We start from the raw sequence: 20,195 nt of genomic DNA on the forward strand, positions 1-20,195 counted from the left end.
ATTGCGGAAAACGCCCATAGATGCACAAGCCCTGCACTACACCGACAGGAAAATGCTTTATTGCGTCGTCTGATTCTGCGCGCTGGTCAGATTTTTCCCTGGTCCCTGGGTACAGGTCGGAATACCGGTTTCGATTTGTGAGCCCTCTTCGTAGTCGTTCCAGGTCTGGACCAACATAAACGGAATGACCTGCCCGGCTGGAAAATACTCTTTCCATAACTCCAGCGCCTCACGATAAGTTTGCCCGCACCGTGCAGAGATATGACGATTCAAACTCCAGGCAGCCCTGGAATCGTCAAACTGTGGCCACGCACCACCGACGACGATCTTGTCGGAGTATTTCTCAGCCATGTTTTTATAAAAGTCTCTGAGGTAACGATCTCCCCAATGGCTTCCATCCGCAGCCCAACCATCGGGGCCAGGATTCACCCACGGATAAAAGCCGTCGAAGGCTTCAGGATGGGGTCCGGGAAGGTTTTCCTGCATTAACCAGGGAGGCGAGCTCCACTTATTTACGGCAGTCCGGACCTGTGCCCAATCTGTATGGCTGCCATGTGGAAAGACAAAGATCACCGGCCTTCCCTTGTACGTCAAATAGGCCTCATGACCGGGGGAGTTCGGGAGTAAGTAGTTGTCATGAAAGGCTGTGAGGTCGGCAATCACCTGGTCTGTTGCTCCCTCATCGGTATCGCCCTCGTCGTACATCAGCGCCACCGTGAACTTTTCCTTCGCAGCGGCTTTTTGAATCACGGCATAACTCTGGTCGATGAACGGCTCGCGGTTTCCATACCAGTCCACCACAAATCCCGTGATACCAAGCGACTTCGCTTTGCGCATCTGCGTACGGACCGTCTCGGCATTATTGGTCGAATAACCTACAGAAATGTGTTTGGGCAGGCCGAACCACGCTTCATATACGGCCAACGTCTGCGGTGCGTTTCCGACGGCTTTATGTGTCAATTCGACCGCTCGTGTAGCACCACAACCACGGAAGAGAAGAAAAAGGCACAAACAAGACACACTCGTGGCGAACGACATGCCTGTTAGAGAACTTCTGGAGATATTCGGTTGTACGACAATTCTTTCTCTCTGGCGGATGAAGCGGGAATAGCGCCAAAAGTAATATCCAAAAGTAACTTCAGAGAAGTACAACAATGTCCCTAAAAAGGGATAAAAGGCGGGCAACTAGGGCGAAACCTCGAAGCATCGATATGGAATCACGATTGTGTTATTTCGGGGAGACAAAACAAATTCGTCTCGCTCGGTAGCGAAGGATTTCACTGTGTCTACGGGGCCGTCGGTCGAAAAAAGCCTAAGAACACGGATCATTTCCGGAAGTGTGGTTCTGCTTTCCGGCTCTACTCTTTCGGTCGTCATCAATCTTGCCTACAACGTTTCAGTCGCCCACTTTCTTGGACCAAAGGGATTTGGAAACGCAAACGCGCTTTACACAGTCCTGACGCTCATCTCCGCCATCACTCTTTCGTTCCAGATCATTACCGCGAAGATCGTTGCGCAGCAGGGGGAGGGAGCCCGCCGCGACACGGTGTACCGGACGCTGCACCGTGGCAGTTGGGTATGTGGACTGCTGGTAGCTCTACTGCTGCTCGTGTTCCAAAATCAGATCACAACATATCTCGATCTTCCGGGTACAACCCTTGTGACGATCCTGGCGGTAGGAGCCGCCTTCTATGTTCCCCTGGGATCTCGCCGTGGATACATACAAGGGGCCTATGGATTCCGTAAGCTGGCCGCGAACCTGGTGCTTGAAGGCGTCACGCGACTGCTTGGTTCGCTCCTGATGATCTCACTCGGCTTCGGCGTGGAGGGAGTCATTGTCGCGAACTCGGCGGCCATGGCTATCGCCTACTTCGCTATAGCCCCAAAGCTCGACTTGGCCGCGATCAACCCACTGAGTCTGCGCACAGCATTTCAAGAGGTCTCGCACGCGACCGTGTTCTTTACCGGGCAGGTATTGATCAACAACTCCGACATTGTTCTGGTCAAACACTTTCTGCCTGCTCGGGAAGCCGGTCTGTATGCCGCAATCGCCATGGTGGGGCGCGTGATCTTTTCAGGGTCTCAGGCGATTGTGAACAGCATGTTCCCTGTCGTTGCGGGCTCGAAGGCGGAAGAGAGAAAGAACCTTTCATTGATTGGGACAGCACTTCTTTCGGTACTGGCTGTGGGCATGGCAGTCTCCGTCGGCCTTGCGATCACGCCTGACTGGCTGTGGACCATTCTGTTCGGTCCCGAATTCAAGATTCTCGGGCCCCATGGATTTCCATATCTCCTGGCGATCTATGCCGCAACTACAGTTGTCTATTGCCTCAGCGTGGTCGTGATGACCTATGAGATGTCATACAAGATTGCGAACACGGCCTGGTTCCAACTCCTCTTCAGCGGAGTTCTGATCGCCGGCATCTGCAAGTATCACGAGTCGCTGCAACAGGTGATCATGGTGCAGCTCGTCTTGCTCGTCTGTTTCCTTATTCTGGTAGCCGTTCCATTCTTCCTGGACATGCTGAACAACGCAGGCTTCCTGTTGGAGCGTCGTAAGCTTCGACTTATGCGGCGAATGAGCGAAGACGAAGTGATCTCAGGTTTTCTTAAAAGTGAACTCGGAAAGGGCGTCTATGCCGAGTACGAAGAGAGATTGCGGAGCATTTTCCTGGCCCCCGACCTGCAGGACGTCTCGGAGTGCGCCGTTCGCCGGGCACTCCTGGAACTTCGGCATCGCGCTCTGTGGAGGGAACTTCCGGATGATACGCAATGGTATGAGGTCGAGATCGGCGCGGCAGAACTGAATCAGATCCGCGTCTTTCCAAGGGCACAATGGGCGAGAACCGCCCGGGGCAACTTTGCGATTAAAACGGTAGCCGAACGCATTAAAAATCGTCAGTCTCTCCCTGACGACCCATTTGTACGCAAGATCAGTGAGATTCGCGGCGCCCTCACCACGGACACCCTGGATTCAGGACCGATCATTTTGATCGGTCTAACAGAGTCAGACCCGCTGACAATTCTCGACGGCAACCACCGTTTTGTCGCGGGTGTTTTGGAACAGAAAGTAGAACGCCTCAAATTTGTCTGCGGCCTGTCAACCAGCATGGCGCAGTGCTGCTGGTACAAAACCAGCCTATTCAATCTGCTCAGGTATGGACGAAATCTCCTTAGAGCTTTTTTGGAGATACGAAACACAGAAGTACTCCAGTTATGTGAGAGTCCGGGAACGCTTCCGGATGAAGTTCCGCCTCCGCCTGTGCTGTAAGCACGTTCGCCCATCCATACGTCCTCAACAAAAGGGATGACTCCGATGTCTATTAGAAAAAGAGCAGTAAATATTCTTCAGCTTCCAGGCCAGATCTCTTCCAGTAGTCATGCAGAAATACTTCGCCGGCTTAAGCTGGCCGTTCAGAGTGGTCATCCGCGGTTCGTGCTTGATTGCTCAAGGATTGAAGTCATGGGTGCGGAAGAGATCCAATTTATTCTCTCCTGCCTGGAAGAAGCTATGAAGCATAACGGTGATGTAAGACTTGCCGCAGTGACCCCAGAAGCTCGCGCCGTACTACAGAATGCCGGAATCAGTCGTCTGTTTGAAATTTACGGATCGACAGAAAGTGCAATTCATAGCTATCAGGTTCGCCCGGCCAGCATGGCGCCCCTGTACTCGGAAACCGCTGAAACACAACCGGACAGCGAATACGCGGCTTAAAGCATCCAACGTCCAGCTGGTCTCAATGAGTGCAGCAGCGTAAGCCTGGAGCGTGAAAGAATGCCCCGCAATCGATTCCTGAAACAATACTTATCTCTGTGCCTGGTAGCTTCACTGGTTCTGCCGTTTGAGGCATATGCCTCTACGGATCATGACGATGCGGAACAGACATCATCCACGAGCCAGCAGAGTACTCAAACCACCGAGCCTGCCACGACAGGCAAGGATTCCAGCGCTCCTGCGCCACAGTCCACGGATGCACTCCAGAACAACGCCCAGCCCGGCTCTCAGAACGGCGCCCAAACTCCTACCCAGCAGCCCTCACAACCACAGGAGAAGGTGCCGCCGCCCAAGGGCACGGCTGCCGCTCCTGATACCCGCGTCGATGGAGTGCCTGCAGCCACTCCATCGGGCGCAGCTATTGCGCCGGCGAAACAAAAACGCGTTCGCAGGTTCTCCATCAGGACGGCTCTTGTCGTTGGGGCTGTGATCGCCGTGGGAACTGTGGCCGGACTATCCCTTGCTACCTCAGCTAAGCCTTCTAACTGAAGCGAGCCAGAAGATGAATCAGACCTTGCCTGAAAAGAGGCCTCTTCTCATAAGCTTTTCCGGTATCGATGGAGCCGGAAAGAGCACGCAGATTGCGCTGCTTCGCGACATTCTGCAATCGTCGGGACAACAGGTCCAGTTGGTCACCTTCTGGGATGATGTCGTCGCGCTGAAGTCTTTCCGGGAAGATCTGGGCCACAAAGTCTTCAAAGGCGACAAAGGAGTCGGCTCTCCGGAAGCTCCCATTCACCGCCGGGACAAAAATGTTCAATCACCGCTGCTCACCTGTATGCGGATGGCACTCTATGCGCTGGATCTTCTATCGCTGCGCCGAACAGTAAAGAAGCTTCTTCGGGCAAATCCTCGGGCTGAAGATCGTGTCGTGATCTTTGACCGCTTCCTTTATGACGAGCTTGCCAACCTGCAGGTGGATCGTTCCTTTCACCGCTTGTATGTACGCGCAATCCTACGGTTTATTCCGAAGCCAGGCCTCGCCTTCGTTCTGGACGCCGATCCCGACACAGCGTTCGCCCGCAAGCCGGAATATCCTCTGGAGTTCCTCCGCTCGAACCGCATGGCGTATCTCCGTCTCGCCGCGATCGCGGGAATGGCAGTGATTCCGCCGTCAAGCGCGGAGCTCGCACACCGTGAGATATGCCGCAAGGTCGAGGAAAGGAAACATGCCCTGCTCTCAAAAGGAAAGACAGGGCATGAGCTGCGGGATGAGAGATTGTTTTCCGGACCGGTCTCTACCAGTACGTAAAGTGGAAGTTATCAAGGGCGGTGGTATAGCCATCCATCTTGTAGTTGCCATCCATCTGGTAGTTGACGGTCATCCCCCACCAGTCTGATGGAACCGCCTTCGGCGCTACGGTAATATTCAGTGGATAAACCACTCCGTTCACGGTGATGGACTGGTAGAGAAGATCGTTGTTGGCTTGCCGATGCGCTTGTAACGTTACATGGTTCCAGCCATCTTTGAGTGTGCACGGGATCGAGGTCGGCACCCATCGGGCTTCAACGTTGTTCCAGTAGTCCCAAACGTTGCCATTCAAGTGATTGCACTCAGTTCCCCACTCCATACCTAATCCTCCGGCATACATGTTCAGATCGAACTCGAGCACCTGGGTAACGGCCCAGTTGCTCACATACACGTCGGTGTCATAGAGAAAGTCATGCAATGTCGGCAGGAGGGTGTGGCTTTCGTCTGTTAGGCCCTGCTTGTTCCCATGCCCGATAACAGGGTTCGAGAAGAGGACGTCAGAATAGGGAGTCGTACCGCCAAGATAGAACTGCGTTGCATTGCCGCTGAGCGAAGGTGTCTGCTGGTTCTGCGTCATCGACCAGTAGACTCCCGCACAGGGTGCATCGCAGATGTCATATACAGGCGGCAACTGTCCCCACTGATTCCACCCTGGAGCTGCCTGCAGATTTGTCAGCCTGGTTCCCGTAACGGTGACATCAATGGGCGTTGCCGCGGTTCCTCCACAGTTATCCCATGCCTGAACAACCGTGGATTGCTGCCCTTGTCCCATGGTGATCGGAGTGGCAAGTGTCGAACCGTCGACCTTATAAACGAGCTGCTGATTGACGTAAATGCCCATCGCAGATATGCCTTTGTCGCAAGCCGTCGTGGCACTCGCAACATAGATCGCAGGAGTTCCTACCTTGCTCCCGTTTGCGGGCGAGGCGACGTTCACACCGGCGGAGGAAGACGAGGTTAGATTCAATGGAGTATAGGTAGAGCCTCCGCAGTAGTCCCATTCCTGTACCACGACAAGGTGATTGCCAGGAGAAAGAGGAACGGATGAGTCTAGAGTGGTTCCGTCTACAACACGCTGTAAAGCATGATCGACGTAGATGCCCATTGAGGCGACCCCATTGGAGCACGACGTTGTGGCATTCGCTGTGACCCGGACAGACGATCCGACGGTCGTGTTATTGGTGGGTGAAGTAACTGCAACTGTAGCAAACGCTGGAATCGCGCAGCCAAAGAACAATATCAAACGAACAAATACGTTCATTCACACAAACTGAGCGGCCGTAGAACATTTTCCCTGTGGGTGTAGTGTAGGGCTTCCGTATCTATGGGCGTTTTCGCAATGAAACGCCGCTGCACGCCCTTCCGGGATAACCGGCAACAGGGAAATGCTCTAGTCGACCACCTTTTCCTGGGGAGTGCCGAGGAGTGCTCGCCTTGGCAACTTGAGTATATGGGGAAAAAACCTAAATGGCGGGCAACGAAAGTTCCACAAGCGCGCATCTTTAGATAGCCAGCGCCAGCGCGTAATTCTTTCCTGTCCCCGCAATTAATGCCACCTACCGTGAACTTTCTTCCCTCTCTCCGTTGTTACCACCAGCATCTACAAATCCATCGGGCCCCAAGGTGCAATTTATGGCCGAAACTTCTAGAATCCTTCTAGCGGACGCCCATGGCAGAGTAATCTCGTCCTATCCTTGCGGCATCTGAACGCGCCGGCGACAAGCTTTTCATGCGCCACAAAAACATCAAAAATCGCTTTCAAGACCAGATCGGAGAGTTAGCTCCGGTTTCTGTCGCTCTTCTCCTGATGTCGGTGATTCCCCCATGCCGCGCCCAATCGACATCGCGGCCGACTGCAGCAGCAAAGAGCCATTTCCAATCTCGCGAGAAGTTGAATTCAAAGATCGCCAACCCTGCTCCTGCTCCAGCGCCCGCGCCGGCGGCCAGTCCGGCAGCCGTCCGCCTCAATGGCGGAATGCTGACCGTCAATGCGGATAACTCCGAGCTTCGCCAGGTCTTGCAGGACATCTCAAGAGAGAGCGGCATGGCTATCCAGGGAAAAGTCAGGGATGCCCGGATCTTTGGCAACTACGGCCCGGGTGAGCCGTCGGCCGTTCTTACCGAGCTACTGGCCGGCCAGGGTTACAACATTCTGATGATCGGTGGTGGCCGGGAAGGGGCTCCCCGGCAACTGTTGTTGACCGACCGGAGTAATGGCCCTGCTCTTCCTTCCCCACAGCCGGCCATCCAGAACAAAGCCGAAAGAGTTGAGCTCGGCCCAGGCGCCATCGCGCATCCTCCGCCGGAGGCGGTGGATGATCCCCAGATGCGCACATATCTCCGTGACCGAAAGCTGCAGCAGATGTACGAGTCGCAGGAGAAAGAGAATAAGGGCAACCCGGCTCCTCCCAAATAGACAATCAGATAGAGAAACAACGCTGAAGGGTCTGGTCATCATCCAATGACCGTACGTCGAAGATTGCGGCAGCGCCCAGTAGCTGCTGCCGCAGTCCGACGCTACGATCTTCGTTCGACCAGGTACCTATGCAGCTTCGCCTTCCCTTCCTGCTCTGCTCGGTTCTGACACTAATGTGTGTGGGTGCAGGTCACGCGCAGACCGCACCACAATCATCACGATCGCTGAGTGTGGATCGTGATCCAGCGCCCTCCATCGATCCTGACGGAGTCACTCCGGCGCAGCCGGAGCCAGCTTCTGCTGTGGCCACCGGTCCAATCCAGAAAGATGCGGGTGGACGCTATACGCTACGAGCTGATGCCTATGAAGTACAGCTCAATGTAACCGTTCTGGATCCCTCAGGCCGGCCAGCGACGAATCTTACAAAAGATACGTTCCATGTCGCGGAAGACGGTGTGCCGCAGACCATCACCAGCTTTCGGCATGAAGACACTGCCGTTTCGATCGGCCTGCTGATCGACAGTTCTGCGTCGATGTACGACAAGCGCGCGGCAGTAGAGAAAGCGTCTCTGGACCTTATCCGCCTTTCCAATCCCAAAGATGAAGCCTTTCTCGTCGACTTCAGCTCAAAGGCTTACATCGATCAGGACTTTACCTCCTCGGTAGACAAGCTGCAGCAGGGCTTACGTTATGTGAAATCCACTGGCGGCACCGCGGCTTACGATGCCGTGATGGCGTCAGCGGAATATATGTCGAAGCACCGCAAGAATGCCAAACAGGTTCTCGTTCTGATTACCGACGGTGACGACAACGCTTCGCGAACGACATTGAGAGACATGATCAAGCGCGTGCAGGGTCTGGAAGGTCCGGTGATCTATTGCGTTGGCCTTCTCTTCGGCGATGACATCGATAAGGTAGAAGCACAACGGGCACACGCCCTGCTCGAACAGATTGCCGATCAGACGGGTGGAGCCGCCTTCTTTCCGAAATCTCTGAAGGAAGTGGATACGATCGCCTCGGCCGTAGCAGAAGATATCAGAACCCAGTACACCATCGGGTACCGGTCTACCAATCCGCCTAGCAACGGTGGCTACCGTACGGTACACGTCGATGCGTTTGCCGGACGTCAGAAACTCACAGTGCGGACAAGAAATGGATATCTGGCGAAAGCGTTGCCGGTTGCATCCTCTAAATAGGTGATAACTCCTGTGTCCTGAATCTAAGGTTCGCGACATCAACCATCAAGAACTTTGCCATCCGAAGTGTTGAAAAGCAGGTCCTTCACAACGTTTAGGATGACAACATTTATGACAAGAGCTCCGAGACACCATTCCAACCTCCGTGATCAGTTCTGCCCGTATGTAAAGCATGGGAAACTTCTGCCCTAAATGAAAACTTAATCGATATCCTGAGCAACCATCTGGCTCGCGGAAGACTCCTTTAGTGCGCATTGCAATCACTCGGCTCGTCTTCAGGAGTCCCCCATGCGGTTCCCCTTTGTCCCTGTCTTACTTCTATTAGCCAGCAGCTCTATTCTTCCCGCGCAAACCAATCTGAGTTTTGAACTGAGCCGCGATACTTACATGGCCTTCGGCGTCGAGGCTATGGCACAAGGTGACTTCAACGGAGACGGCAAGCCTGACATGGTCTTCGGCGGGGGCTCCAGCTTTACCGTAGTCACACTACGCCTCGGTAACGGGGACGGGACCTTCCAGCCTCCAATCACTGTCGGGCAGGCGGATAGTTCAGAAGTGGAGGATATCGCCGCGGCTGACCTTAACCAGGATGGCAAGCTTGATGTCATTGTCCTTTGTATCGGTGGCACCTTCGATGTCTTCCTCGGCAACGGGGATGGCTCGTTCCAACCAGCCATCGCGGTGGCTACCGCGGGTTCTCCACGTGCGATGGCGGTAGGCGACTTCAACGGAGACCAACGACCTGACCTGGCGATCGGCGATTCGCAAGGGTCGGTCGAGATCTTCAACAACACAGACGGCAAAAACTTTGTGTTAAGCAACACGGTCCCGATTGACCCCACCAGGGACATCCTGAATGTGAAGGCCGGCGATTTCGACGATGACGGAGTCACGAATCTTGCAGTGCTCACCTCCGACTCCGCTTATGCTCTCTGGAACGATGGAGCCGGGAATTTCAGGAAGAGTGCGCTGTCCGCTTATACCAACCCTGCGGGACTTAACGTCGGCGATCTGAACCAGGATGGAATGACAGACATTCTCGTCTCCTATGACTGCCACCCCAATCCTCAGTACCCTGGCCCCAAGGGACCGATCTCTACGTGCGAAGGTGTCGATGTCTTTTATGGGCAAGGGCAGCAGAAGACCTTTGAACGTCACATCATCACCGCGGATACGGTTGGAGCAGCGAGATATCTTTGGGCCGCTGACGTCAACGGCGATGGCATTGGCGATCTTGTCACCGGCACCTCCGACCAGAACGGCAGCCAGACAGGACTCTTCATCTGGCTCGGCCACCCGGATGGCTCCTTCGATCAGGCTGCGAGCCGCTTCATTGCTACCTCAAGCGGCACCGGACAACTTGTGGTAGCGGACTTCAACCGCGATGGAATGATTGACTTCGCGCAAGCGCTTCCCGGAGACGCACAAACCCAGATCTATCTGAACGCAACCAACCGTGCCCCTTGCGCTACGAGTCAAATCAATCCAACCGTCACAGTATGTCAGCCTGTGGACAACACTTACCTCCCAGCTCCTGCCATCAGGGTAACGGCCAATGCCTACGACACGAATCAGGTAACGGCGATGCAGCTGTATGTCAATGGCGACCTTGTCTATTCGCGGCCAGTTTCCGGCTTCAACCGCACCTTCCAACTCGGAGAGGGCTCTTTCAATCTTGTCACTAAAGCGTGGGACTATGCCGGTTTAAACTTCAGGTCGGTCCGGCACGTGACGCTCTACAACGGGACACCTGGATCTGTCTGCGCAGCCGCACTGGGTACCGCGGAGATCTGTCTTCCCTCTGGAGCGACTTCTACGTCGCCCGTGCATATCGTTGGCAACGGCTATACCTCTTATGTTCCGACCGCGGCTCAGCTTTATATTGACGGCAACCTTGTCATCAACAACACAAGCTGCAACGACTATGGAGCTTGCCCCGGTGGCTCATCGCTTGTCGATACCTATCAAGGCCTCTCCAGCGGCAGCCATGATCTGGTCTTCAAGCTGTGGGATGCCAACGGGAACATCTACAGTGCCGATAAGACTGTCTCCGTCGAATAATTCGACCGCGGCTGGAGATATTCCAGCCGCGGTCGATGGTGACCAGTTTTCAAATCTACTCTACGTAAATTGTCTTCTGATCCTGATACACATCCCCCGCCAGATCCCACACCTTGAAGACAAGCGTGTGTGATCCAGGGGATAGGCTCTGCTCCGTCTGCACCATCGTATTGACTCCATAACAGGCTGTCTCGCAGGGAGCCGCATTGTTCACGACCAGATTGTCATCGATATAAAGCTGCGCTGCGGTTGTAAGACTTGTCCCTGTGTTCCCGTTGCCCACAATCAGGACAGGTCCTGAGCTACTCGTCCCTTTTGGGAGACAGAGGCTGGCGGAGTTCATCGCCGCGTAGCATGTGGCTCCGGGCGTCCCGTCGTACACGGTTACTGTTCGGAAGGACATGAAACTCGCCCCGCTTGCGTCCCAGGCTTTGGTCACGAACAGATGAGAGCCCTCGCTCATCGGGAATCTCTGGTCAAGGCTCGTTACAGGCTCAGAGTACTTCAGCACACCGTCGATGTACTCCTGGAGGGCTGTCACCTGGGTCGTGTCATAACTACTAGCACGCACATGCACGGAGTTCGGCAAGTAGGTGTTATCGACTGGAGAGCATACCGTCACGGAGGGGCTGATGGTATAGGTCCCGCAGTTCCTTCGCCGTGTTGCGTTCAGATAGAACTCCGTTGGTCCCCCAGCTCCGGGTTGTGTCTGGGCAAAGTCCATCCTTCCGTCGCGATTAAAATCCGCCATAACGGCTGCGCCCACCTGTACATTTCGCGAAGTGAAGAAGTTCGCAGGAGTCTGGAGAAATGATCCGTCGGCATTTCCCTGCCAGATCGAAAGGCCCTGCGGTGCATCGTTACACTCTCCCGTAGAACCATTACACTGCAGCGCTCCGACCGCAGCGATATCGATGTAGCCGTCCCCATCCACATCGACACCTTCAATCTGCCCAAGATCTCCAGGATTTAAGCCTGACGTCGAATTGACCAGCGTCTTCTTGGAAAGATTGTTTTGTCCGGCTCCATAGAAAGCATCGAATCCCACGCAGTAGTAGCCAGTTCCGGGCGGCGGTGTGCACTGGTAACTCACAAGGAGATCTGCATTGGCATCCCCGTTCATCTGAGCGGTTGTGATTTGAGACCAGGAATATTGCCCTAGCACCTGCCGTGTAAAAGCTCCATTGCCGTTATTCCATAACACGCTCAACTCCGATGGCATCGCAAAGTCATTGGAATTCAGAACAAGCGCTGCAAGGTCAGAGATCCCGTTGCCATTCAGGCTCCCTGCCACTACCTGAACGGGGCTGAAGTTTCCAGTACCAACCGATATCGAGCCCGCAAAAACAAACGTTCCATCTCCATTGTTGCGGAATAGCTCGATCAGGCCGTACGACTCGCCAACCGCAATGGCCGATTGACCATCATTGAAGAAGTTCCCGACAACGGCTTGCCCAGGCTCTTGAGTGGTCGCGTAGGTCTGCGGTGCTCGAAACGTGCCATCCCCATTTCCCTGGAAAATACTCAACACATATGTACCGGCCGCGGGAGGCGCAGGGGGATTCAGAGCTGCGACTGTAACGAGGTCGAGGTTGCCATCATGGTTTATATCGGCTGCAATACCACTCTGCAGCGCAACGGCATCCGCAGATGCCGTAACCGGTGGCTGAAATGTGCCATCGCCGGTACCTGCACGAAAAATCAGATTCCGAGTTGAGCTGCAACATTGGACCAGATCAACTTTGCCGTCGCGATTGAAATCGGCTGCGATCATTGGACCGCTGCCTCCGTTATATCTGTCTCCATAGCTCTCGAAACTAAGTGGAGTTTGACCGCATAGCCGTGAAGCGCACACGGCAATAGTGACGACTACAACAAGTCGGGGAAGCATGACCGGGGAACCTCCTGGGGATCAACGAGACATCGGACTTTTGGAACACAGCGGCGCGAAATTCATAGTGACGCAGTTCTTATCGCGCAAACTTCGTTACAAGTTGTGAAAGGAGATCTTCAGTGGGAGGGTGGGGGATGAATGTCGCTCGGGGTAAAACAATCACGGAGACAAGTGCGCAGCAACATAGGTGACTCCAGGCGTGATCATGAGAGCGACGCAGCAACTTTTAGGTTGTACTTTCACACAGGAAAGTCACGAATTCCTGTAAAGGTTTCCGTGGTCTATTGACTTCCGATTTTGAAACACCGGCCATTGCCTGCCTTCCTCGGGCTCCAGCTCAACAAAATAGCCAGATTTACTGGGGAATCGGCATTAAGCAGGTTTAATCCCAAATCGGCATCGCTTCTTTCGGTTCCCAGAAAGTCGTAGCTGACTTCCTGAAGTACCGGGTTACTCTCTGAATAACAAAAGCAAGCAAATCCCCCCACGAGGACTGCTCAAGCTCAGGGAGATCAAGGGCAGCAGCGCTTTCGTGGTCAAGCAGGTTCCCATGCGGAAACTCACCGCACTCCTATGCCTTGTCGCAGCATTTGTCATCGCCAGCTCAGCTCACGCAACCGTCCTCGTTTCACAGCCCTTCATCGGACAGACCACTGGAACGAACGTAGCGTTCGCCGCCACAGCCACCACAACGACGTGCAGCCGCGGTATCGCATCAATCGGTGTCTACATTGACAACACACTCGTCTACGTAGCCCAGGGAGCCTCCCTCAACACCACACTGCCAGTTTCATTGGGGTCACACTACACCGTCGTGCAGGCATGGGATCTCTGCGGCGGCTCGACAAATCTGCCTGTGCCTATTACAGCCAAGAGCGAGGCGGGCGTATGGGTGAACTCGCCAGCCAGCGGCAACTCCAGCACGCAGCCGGCGTTTGTTGCCTCCGCCACAACGACCTGCGCTTCCGGTGTGGCGGCAATGGGGCTTTATATTGATAACCAGCTCGTTGACGTCGAGAATGGCAATGCCCTCAACTACCAGGCCACGCTGACACCCGGCACACATCACACCATCGTGCAGTCCTGGGATAACTGCGGCGGTTACGCCAAGACCCCGCTCGACCTTACGGCCCTCGGAGCATCCAACACCTTCAGCAATCTGCAGATGAGCCCGGCATGGAATATGTCCGGCCAGAAGGCTCCCTACTACGACAACTGTGTCGACCATGTTGAGGCAAACGCCTGCGCCGGCATTACCTACTCCTACAACCGGAACATCGCCAATCCGTCACTCAGCGGATCCGCGACGCAGTTCAACCTTGGCGGCACTCTGCCTTACTCTGATGTACTCTTCTGGAACCACCTGATCGGTGCGTACTCATCGCAGGGTCTTCCGGATGTGGATCACACTCTTATAGCTGCAACCAAGAACTTCACCTATGATGCCTACTTCTATGTCACCAGCTATGATGAGGCCCACACCCAGGCACTGGAGTTCGACATCAACTGGTTCCTCAACTCCTTCGGTATGACCTGGGGTACCGAGTGCCGCCTCCACGGTGGCCATGAATGGGCTCTCTGGAACAACGTTGACAAGCACTGGGAGGCCACCGGCATCGCTTGCAACCCAATGAAGGATGCCTGGAACCACGTGACCATCAGCGGCAAGCGGAACGGTGACAACACGCTGACCTACCAGACCATTACACTCAACGGCAAAACCATCGTTCTGAATAAGACGGTGCCACCGTTCTATGTCCCGGCCAACTGGTACGGCGTCACCGTGAACTATCAGATGGACGGCGATGAGTATCAGACGTCAATCAAGAGCTACGTCGATAAACTCAGCCTGATTTACTGGTAGAGACGAGCGAAGCAAGCGATGACACAAGGCCCTCCAGCTGGAGGGCCTTTGATTTTGTCAATTCACATTCATCGCCATGCAACGTCACTTGCTCCAGCATGTAGGAGAAAATTTCCGACATTGCGTAAAAATTGCCAAGGCACAGGGAACTTATTGCCTTTAGATGGGCCTTATCAAAAATACGTTGCCATCCGCACAGGATACTCATTGCGTTTCCTCGAAAGCGAGAGTTAGGATTTGGTTATTCCAGTAGTGGATTTGGAAAGCACTTTTGCAGACTTGCAAGTCCAGCCGAGGGAGTGTGTGCGGCTGAGAGTAGAGCAACAGCGCACTCGCGAATTTCATTGCTTCGCAATCAGAACGATTGCTTTCCTTTGCCTGCCAGCATCGCCAACAATTTGTCGACCCTTGTAGAACACCTGGGGGCGGTGCGCGACATTACTACTAGGATTTTTGATGAAGATCTTCCGTCTTTTTTTATTTCTCTCTCTCTTCATCTCGTGGCCGGCATTCGCAACGGTCGTTGTCAGTTCTCCCGCAAACGGCTCGACTGTCGGCACTAACGTTCAGTTTGTTGCATCGGGAAGTACTAGTTGTTCCAGTGGCGTTTCAGCCATGGGCGTCTATGTGGATGACGGCCTGATCTATCAAGCCGGCGGCACATCGATGAATACCACTCTTACCCTTCCTACAGGCAATCATCGAGTAGCCGTACAGGCGTGGGATTATTGCGGTGGCGCCACCAACACGCTATTGAATCTGGCAGTGGCCTCGCAGGGAGGAGTCACCGTCAGTTCGCCTGCAAATAACAGCACCGTAAGCGCCCAGGCGCACTATGCCGCAAGCGCAACCACAAGCTGCGGCAGCGGAGTGAGTGCGATGGGAGTTTATGTGAATGACTCTCTTGCCTACATGGTCAACGGAGCATCGATGGATACGACCCTGACGCTTCCCGCCGGTACGCAAAGAACCGTTGTTCAAGCATGGGATCGCTGCGGTGGCGCCTCAACGACGCCGATTACGGTCAATGTCACCGCAGGAACGAAGATCAGCAACATTCACGCGACCAACGGCTGGAATCAGTGGGGTGAGCTCCCGCCGGTCTATGACATCTGCGGTGCTCCCTGCTCCGGAGTGGATTGGTCAATGACGCAGCACGTTGGCTCCGGATCATTGAGCGGTAACGCCACAATCTTCTGGGTTGGCGGATCCACTCCCTATTCTGATGCTCTTTGGTCGAATAAGCTGATCGGCCAGGGCACGACCCAGAACATGCCTGACACGAATCAGACCATCCTGCCTTCCATCCATCACATGGTCTATGACACCGACGTCTACGTCAGCAATCTTGCGGTTACGCAGGATCTGGAGTTTGACGTCAACCTATTCATGTACGGTGTCGGCATGGAGTTCGGAATGGAGTGCAACCATCTCAACGGCAATGTGTGGGACATCTGGAACAATGTGAACGTACAGTGGGTCCATACGAGTATTCCGTGTACGCTCAATGACAAAAGCTGGAACCATGTCAGCTTCCAGGTTCAGCGCGAGTCGAATAACGACCTGACGTACCAATCCATCACCGTGAACGGAACCACCTACACCATCAATCAGACGGTCGCCCCCTTCTCCGTTCCCAGCGGCTGGTATGGCATGACAGTGAACTATCAGATGGATGGCAACTACCAGCAGACGCCCTATACGACCATGCTGGACAACCTGAGCATTACCTATTGGTAGAAAGAGGAGTTCGACATTAAGGCGCCACATCGTGGCGCCTTTTTTCGCTCGTCAGGCAAGACTCATAGAAGGAGTCTCAAACACAACCATTCGGTATAGCAGCGCATCTATCTTTTCGAATTGGTGGTGCCAGTGCTGAGCGAACCAATATATAGTTTCTTCCGCTAGATTGAATTAGCGCATTCCCACGACTCCGAGGAATGCGCTTTTTTTTGCGATCTGATTTATGTATGCCGTTGTTGCCGCACAAACAGCAATGCCGCGATACCAGTGGTCGCACAGCCCATCACCAGCAGAATCAATCCATTCATCCAGAGATCCTCGAGGCCGGCGCCGCGTAACACAATGCCACGCAAAATGCGGATGTAGTACGTGGTCGGAACCAGCTTGCTGAGCATGGCAAAGAACGGCGGCATGTTCTCAATCAGAAAGATGTATCCGGAAAGAAAGATCGATGGCAGAATAGTCGCCATTGCAAGCTGAAAGGCCTCTGCCTGCGTCTGTGCCTTGGTGGAGATGATCAACCCGAGGCCAAGAACCGTCAGCAGGAAAGGAACCGACAGTACGAGCAACGTCAGCACATTTCCATGCACCGGCACCAGGAAGACCATGCGCATCACCACGAGGATCACGCACAGCTCCGCAAAGGCCATGACGCCATATGGGATCATCTTGCCGACCATCAGCCCCAGCGGAGCCACCGGCGTCATGGTCAACTGCTCCAGCGTGCCGCGTTCCCGCTCGCGCACCAGGCTTAGGGCTACCATCAGGATCACCATCATCTGCAGCAATACCGCAATCAGACCCGGGATAAAGAAGTTCGCTGAACGCGTGCTGGGGTTGTAGAGGACCGACGGCCTTACTTCCACCGGCATCGGCGTATTGCCCAGTAACTGCGCGAGTGAGAGCTGCATCGCCACGCCGGTGGAGGCATTCGTCGCCTGTCCGGCAACGGATGAGTCCGAGCCGTCCATCAACACCAGCACCCTGGCGGTGCTGCCCCCCTGCAAGCGGCGCGCGTAGTCATACGGAATCCGCACGCCGACTCTTGCTTCGCCCGCGCGAATGGCGCTATCCAGCTTATCCGCGGAGTCTACGTGAGCCATGATATGGAATGAGTCCGACGCTGCAAGTTTGTCGATAAACTGACGGCTCTGCTGCGTGTGCGACTCATCCAGAACGACCGTCGCAATTTGACGCACATTCGTATCCACCGCAAGGCCAAGCAGAAACAACTGCATCAGCGGTACGGCCAGAGTGAAGAACAGAGTTGTGGGGTCACGCCGGATGTGCGTGAACTCCTTGCGGCAGATGGGCCATAGCCCGTAGAAGAGATCCTTCATCGCCGCTCCTTCATGATCTCGTAGGTCAAGGTGACGAAGACATCCTCAAGCGACGGGACAATCGTCTCCACGGATGCCCCGTTGAGCTGCTGCCGAATGGCTTCCAGATCATCCTGCTCCACCAGCGCGTGAATCGAACGTCCGAAGATCGTTGCTTCACGAACTCCCTTCATCGATCTCAGACGTGTCAGCTCCATGGAAGCATCCCGTGCTTCAATCTGTACCCGCACAGTTCCCTTCGGATTGGCTTCAGGCAACTGCTGCAGTTCGGCGACCGTGCCTATCGCCGCCAGCTTTGACAGATAGATATAGCCCACACGGCCACAACGTTCAGCCTCATCCATATAGTGCGTCGTCACGAAAAACGTAACGCCCTCACCCGAAAGTTGAAAGAACAGATCCCATAGCGATCGCCGCGCCACGGGGTCGATACCGGCCGTCGGCTCATCCAGAAAGAGCACCTGGGGCGAATGGATGATTGCACAGCTCAACGAAAGGCGCTGCTTCCATCCGCCGGAGAGAGCTCCTACGCGCCGGTCCAGATAGGGCTCCATACCGGTCAGCGCAAGCAACTCCTTTGTGCGCTGTTCAGCCTGCGTTCCTTTGATGCCATACACACCGGCGTAGAAGGTCAGGTTCTCCGCCACCGTCAGGTCTTCATATAAACCGAACTTCTGTGACATATATCCGACGTGCCGGCGAATATCCGCAGCATGCTTGCGGATATCCATCCCGAGGATGGTGCCTGTACCTTCAGTTGGCGTCAGCAGACCACACAGCGCTTTGATGATCGTCGTCTTCCCCGAACCGTTTGGTCCAAGAAATCCAAACAATTCTCCCTTACCCACCTGGAAGCTCACGTCCTGCACGGCTGTAAAGCTGCCAAAGCGAATCGTCATTCCATCGACAGTAATCACCGGTGTCATGGCAGGAGCACCGTCGCCGCCATGCCGGACTTCAGCACACCGTCCGGGTTATCAATCATCACCTTTGCACCAAAGACCTGGTGTTGGCGGTCATCGCGCGTCTGTACATTCCGCGGTAGAAATTCAGACGAAGCATTCACCTGCATCACGTGCCCGGTAAAACTGCGTCCGCTGAAGGAGTCGACGGTGACCGTTGCCTGCTGGCCCACCTTTACCTTCGCCATCTCCGTCTCCGGAATATAGATCCTTACCCAAAGCTGTGAGCTCTCGAGCATTGTCAGCACAATACGGCCGGCGGGCACCAGATCGCCGCTGCGCACACTCACCGTCTCAATCAAGCCATCGGCCGGCGCCGTCAGCTCAGCTTCGCGCAAGCGCGCCTGCAACTCTTCGACATGTCCGCGGGCCTGCGCCAGCCGTCCGCGCGCGGCCTGGATGTCCTCCTTGCGGAAGCCGCGCTGTGCCAGTACGGCCGCGGCTTTGGCCTGTAGATATCGTTGTTCAGCTGCATCCAGATCTTCTTTGCGGGTGCCTGCCTGCAATAGCTTCAACCGCTGCCTCGCTGACTCCGCCTTCTGTGCCGTAGTGTCGCGTTTTGCCAACGCGTCATCGTACTGCTGCCGCGAAATCGTCTCGCCGCGCACCAGCATCGCCATACGCTTGAAAGTCGCCTCGGCATTGACGGCATCTGCCTGTGCTGCATCGAAGTCAGCCTGCGCCTGCGCAAGCTCCTGGGTGCGCGGTCCGTTTTTTGCGGCCTCATACGCTGCCTGCTGTACTCTCGCCGTAGCCTCGGCCTGGGCAATCTCTTCGGGACGGTTACCGTGCTCCATCTTGGCTAGATCTGCCTCGGCCTGATCCACAGATGCCCGCGATTGCGCCAACTGCGCCTTCAGCTCATCCGCCTCAAAGCGCACAAGCGTGGCGGAGGCCTTCACCATCTGCCCCTCTTCGACAGCAACGTCAGTCACTCGGCCACCGACCTTCGATCCCACTTCGATCTCGCGTGTCTCCACCGTACCGGAGTAGACCAACGCCCTCGATCCGCGTAACAGCCAGTACGACAGGACGGCGATCGCCACCAGCATTAGGCCACCACCTGCGATCACTGCGTTCCGCTTCATATCACCCCCGCAAACGCAACACCAAGCCGCTGCTCCAGCGTGTGCGAAAGCCAGTTCACCGGCAGCTTTTCGTTGACCATCCATTCGAGCATGGTTGCCATCAAGACGGCGAAAATCGTCTCCGCCACCATACGTGCGGAAAATAGTTTCTTCCTGCGGGGCATCTGATCGATCAAACCACTCAACACCTCCACCGCCTCAGCGCGCCTTTCCAGCAGATAGCCGTACGACGCCGGCTGAAACCACGCCAACATCATCAGCTTGCGATGCCCACGAGCGATCTCTTCATGCTCTCGCGCGATCCGCAGAATGAAGGCGAGTATCTCGTCCCGTGTGACAGGGCGGGCGCCTGCCTCCATCTGCCCGGCAAACTCCTTCAGCCGCTCCACACGTAACCGCGCAATCTCCGGAAGAATCAGCTCCTTGCGCGCAAAGTAGTTGAACAGGGTCGCACGCGAGACCCCCGCGGCCTCGCTGATGGCTTCCATGGAAACCTCGTCATAGCCATCCCGGACGAAGAGATCGTAGGCGGCGCGCACCATCTCCATCCGGGTCTGTTCCTTCTGCCGTTCGCGAAGTGAACCAGCCATTTGCCCAACACTAT

At 55.1% G+C, this 20,195-nt stretch carries 16 protein-coding genes; 9 read left to right on the top strand and 7 right to left on the bottom strand.

What is annotated here, in order from left to right; translation table 11 throughout:
- Positions 1–57: 57 nt before the first annotated feature.
- Positions 58–1,038 (bottom strand): endo-1,3-alpha-glucanase family glycosylhydrolase, encoded by a 981-nt coding sequence (locus tag FTW19_RS17195; protein WP_147648767.1) that lies wholly within the window; start codon positions 1,036–1,038, stop codon positions 58–60.
- A 301-nt stretch (positions 1,039–1,339) separates the two neighbouring features.
- On the opposite strand from FTW19_RS17195, the gene FTW19_RS17200 reads away from it, so the two are divergent.
- Genes FTW19_RS17200 through FTW19_RS25855 form a run of 4 tightly spaced genes read left to right on the top strand, consistent with a single transcriptional unit; the run spans position 1,340 to position 5,027 of the window.
- Positions 1,340–3,271 carry a lipopolysaccharide biosynthesis protein gene (locus tag FTW19_RS17200; RefSeq protein ID WP_187143023.1) on the top strand — a complete coding sequence of 644 codons (1,932 nt, stop codon included), beginning with the start codon at positions 1,340–1,342 and terminating at the stop codon, positions 3,269–3,271.
- A 45-nt stretch (positions 3,272–3,316) separates the two neighbouring features.
- Positions 3,317–3,715 (top strand): STAS domain-containing protein, encoded by a 399-nt coding sequence (locus FTW19_RS17205; RefSeq protein ID WP_187143024.1) that lies wholly within the window; start codon positions 3,317–3,319, stop codon positions 3,713–3,715.
- A 60-nt stretch (positions 3,716–3,775) separates the two neighbouring features.
- Positions 3,776–4,264 carry a hypothetical protein gene (locus tag FTW19_RS17210; protein ID WP_147648769.1) on the top strand — a complete coding sequence of 163 codons (489 nt, stop codon included), beginning with the start codon at positions 3,776–3,778 and terminating at the stop codon, positions 4,262–4,264.
- A 13-nt stretch (positions 4,265–4,277) separates the two neighbouring features.
- Positions 4,278–5,027, top strand: a complete 750-nt coding sequence (locus tag FTW19_RS25855; RefSeq protein ID WP_187143025.1) for a dTMP kinase — start codon at positions 4,278–4,280, stop codon at positions 5,025–5,027.
- Here the strand turns inward: FTW19_RS25855 and FTW19_RS17220 are convergent.
- Positions 5,014–6,288: an Ig-like domain-containing protein gene (locus tag FTW19_RS17220; RefSeq protein WP_147648770.1), complete on the bottom strand. Its 1,275-nt coding sequence runs from the start codon at positions 6,286–6,288 to the stop codon at positions 5,014–5,016. The two genes, FTW19_RS25855 and FTW19_RS17220, sit on opposite strands and share 14 nt — an antisense overlap.
- Before the next feature lie 468 nt (positions 6,289–6,756).
- Here FTW19_RS17220 and FTW19_RS17225 point away from each other — a divergent pair, with 468 nt between their 5' ends.
- The 3 genes from FTW19_RS17225 to FTW19_RS17235 all read left to right on the top strand — a co-directional run bounded on the left by FTW19_RS17225 (position 6,757) and on the right by FTW19_RS17235 (position 10,700).
- Positions 6,757–7,443 (top strand): hypothetical protein, encoded by a 687-nt coding sequence (locus FTW19_RS17225; protein ID WP_147648771.1) that lies wholly within the window; start codon positions 6,757–6,759, stop codon positions 7,441–7,443.
- A 128-nt stretch (positions 7,444–7,571) separates the two neighbouring features.
- Positions 7,572–8,639, top strand: coding sequence for a VWA domain-containing protein (locus tag FTW19_RS17230; RefSeq protein WP_147648772.1), 1,068 nt, complete (start codon positions 7,572–7,574; stop codon positions 8,637–8,639).
- A gap of 288 nt (positions 8,640–8,927) precedes the next feature.
- Positions 8,928–10,700, top strand: coding sequence for an FG-GAP-like repeat-containing protein (locus FTW19_RS17235; protein WP_147648773.1), 1,773 nt, complete (start codon positions 8,928–8,930; stop codon positions 10,698–10,700).
- A gap of 55 nt (positions 10,701–10,755) precedes the next feature.
- Here the strand turns inward: FTW19_RS17235 and FTW19_RS17240 are convergent, their stop codons facing one another.
- A complete protein-coding gene (locus FTW19_RS17240; RefSeq protein WP_147648774.1) occupies positions 10,756–12,591 on the bottom strand; it encodes an FG-GAP repeat domain-containing protein in 1,836 nt (611 codons plus the stop codon).
- Between the two features lie 553 nt (positions 12,592–13,144).
- Here FTW19_RS17240 and FTW19_RS17245 point away from each other — a divergent pair.
- Entirely contained in the window at positions 13,145–14,458 is a 1,314-nt protein-coding gene (locus FTW19_RS17245) for a hypothetical protein (protein WP_147648775.1), read from the top strand.
- 456 nt (positions 14,459–14,914) lie between these two features.
- Positions 14,915–16,198, top strand: coding sequence for an Ig-like domain-containing protein (locus FTW19_RS17250; RefSeq protein ID WP_147648776.1), 1,284 nt, complete (start codon positions 14,915–14,917; stop codon positions 16,196–16,198).
- A 224-nt stretch (positions 16,199–16,422) separates the two neighbouring features.
- On the opposite strand, the gene FTW19_RS17255 is transcribed toward FTW19_RS17250, so the two are convergent.
- Genes FTW19_RS17255 through FTW19_RS17270 form a run of 4 tightly spaced genes read right to left on the bottom strand, consistent with a single transcriptional unit; the run spans position 16,423 to position 20,181 of the window.
- Positions 16,423–17,541, bottom strand: a complete 1,119-nt coding sequence (locus FTW19_RS17255) for an ABC transporter permease (RefSeq protein ID WP_147648777.1) — start codon at positions 17,539–17,541, stop codon at positions 16,423–16,425.
- Positions 17,538–18,467 (bottom strand): ABC transporter ATP-binding protein, encoded by a 930-nt coding sequence (locus FTW19_RS17260; protein ID WP_147648778.1) that lies wholly within the window; start codon positions 18,465–18,467, stop codon positions 17,538–17,540. Before FTW19_RS17260 ends, FTW19_RS17255 begins: the two co-directional genes overlap by 4 nt.
- Positions 18,464–19,591, bottom strand: a complete 1,128-nt coding sequence (locus FTW19_RS17265; RefSeq protein ID WP_187143026.1) for an HlyD family secretion protein — start codon at positions 19,589–19,591, stop codon at positions 18,464–18,466. Before FTW19_RS17265 ends, FTW19_RS17260 begins: the two co-directional genes overlap by 4 nt.
- A complete protein-coding gene (locus FTW19_RS17270) occupies positions 19,588–20,181 on the bottom strand; it encodes a TetR/AcrR family transcriptional regulator (RefSeq protein WP_147648780.1) in 594 nt (197 codons plus the stop codon). The genes FTW19_RS17265 and FTW19_RS17270 overlap by 4 nt, the downstream gene beginning before the upstream one ends.
- Between the last annotated feature and the right edge of the window lie 14 nt (positions 20,182–20,195).

Source organism: Terriglobus albidus, from assembly GCF_008000815.1.
GTDB classification, from domain to species: domain Bacteria; phylum Acidobacteriota; class Terriglobia; order Terriglobales; family Acidobacteriaceae; genus Terriglobus; species Terriglobus albidus_A.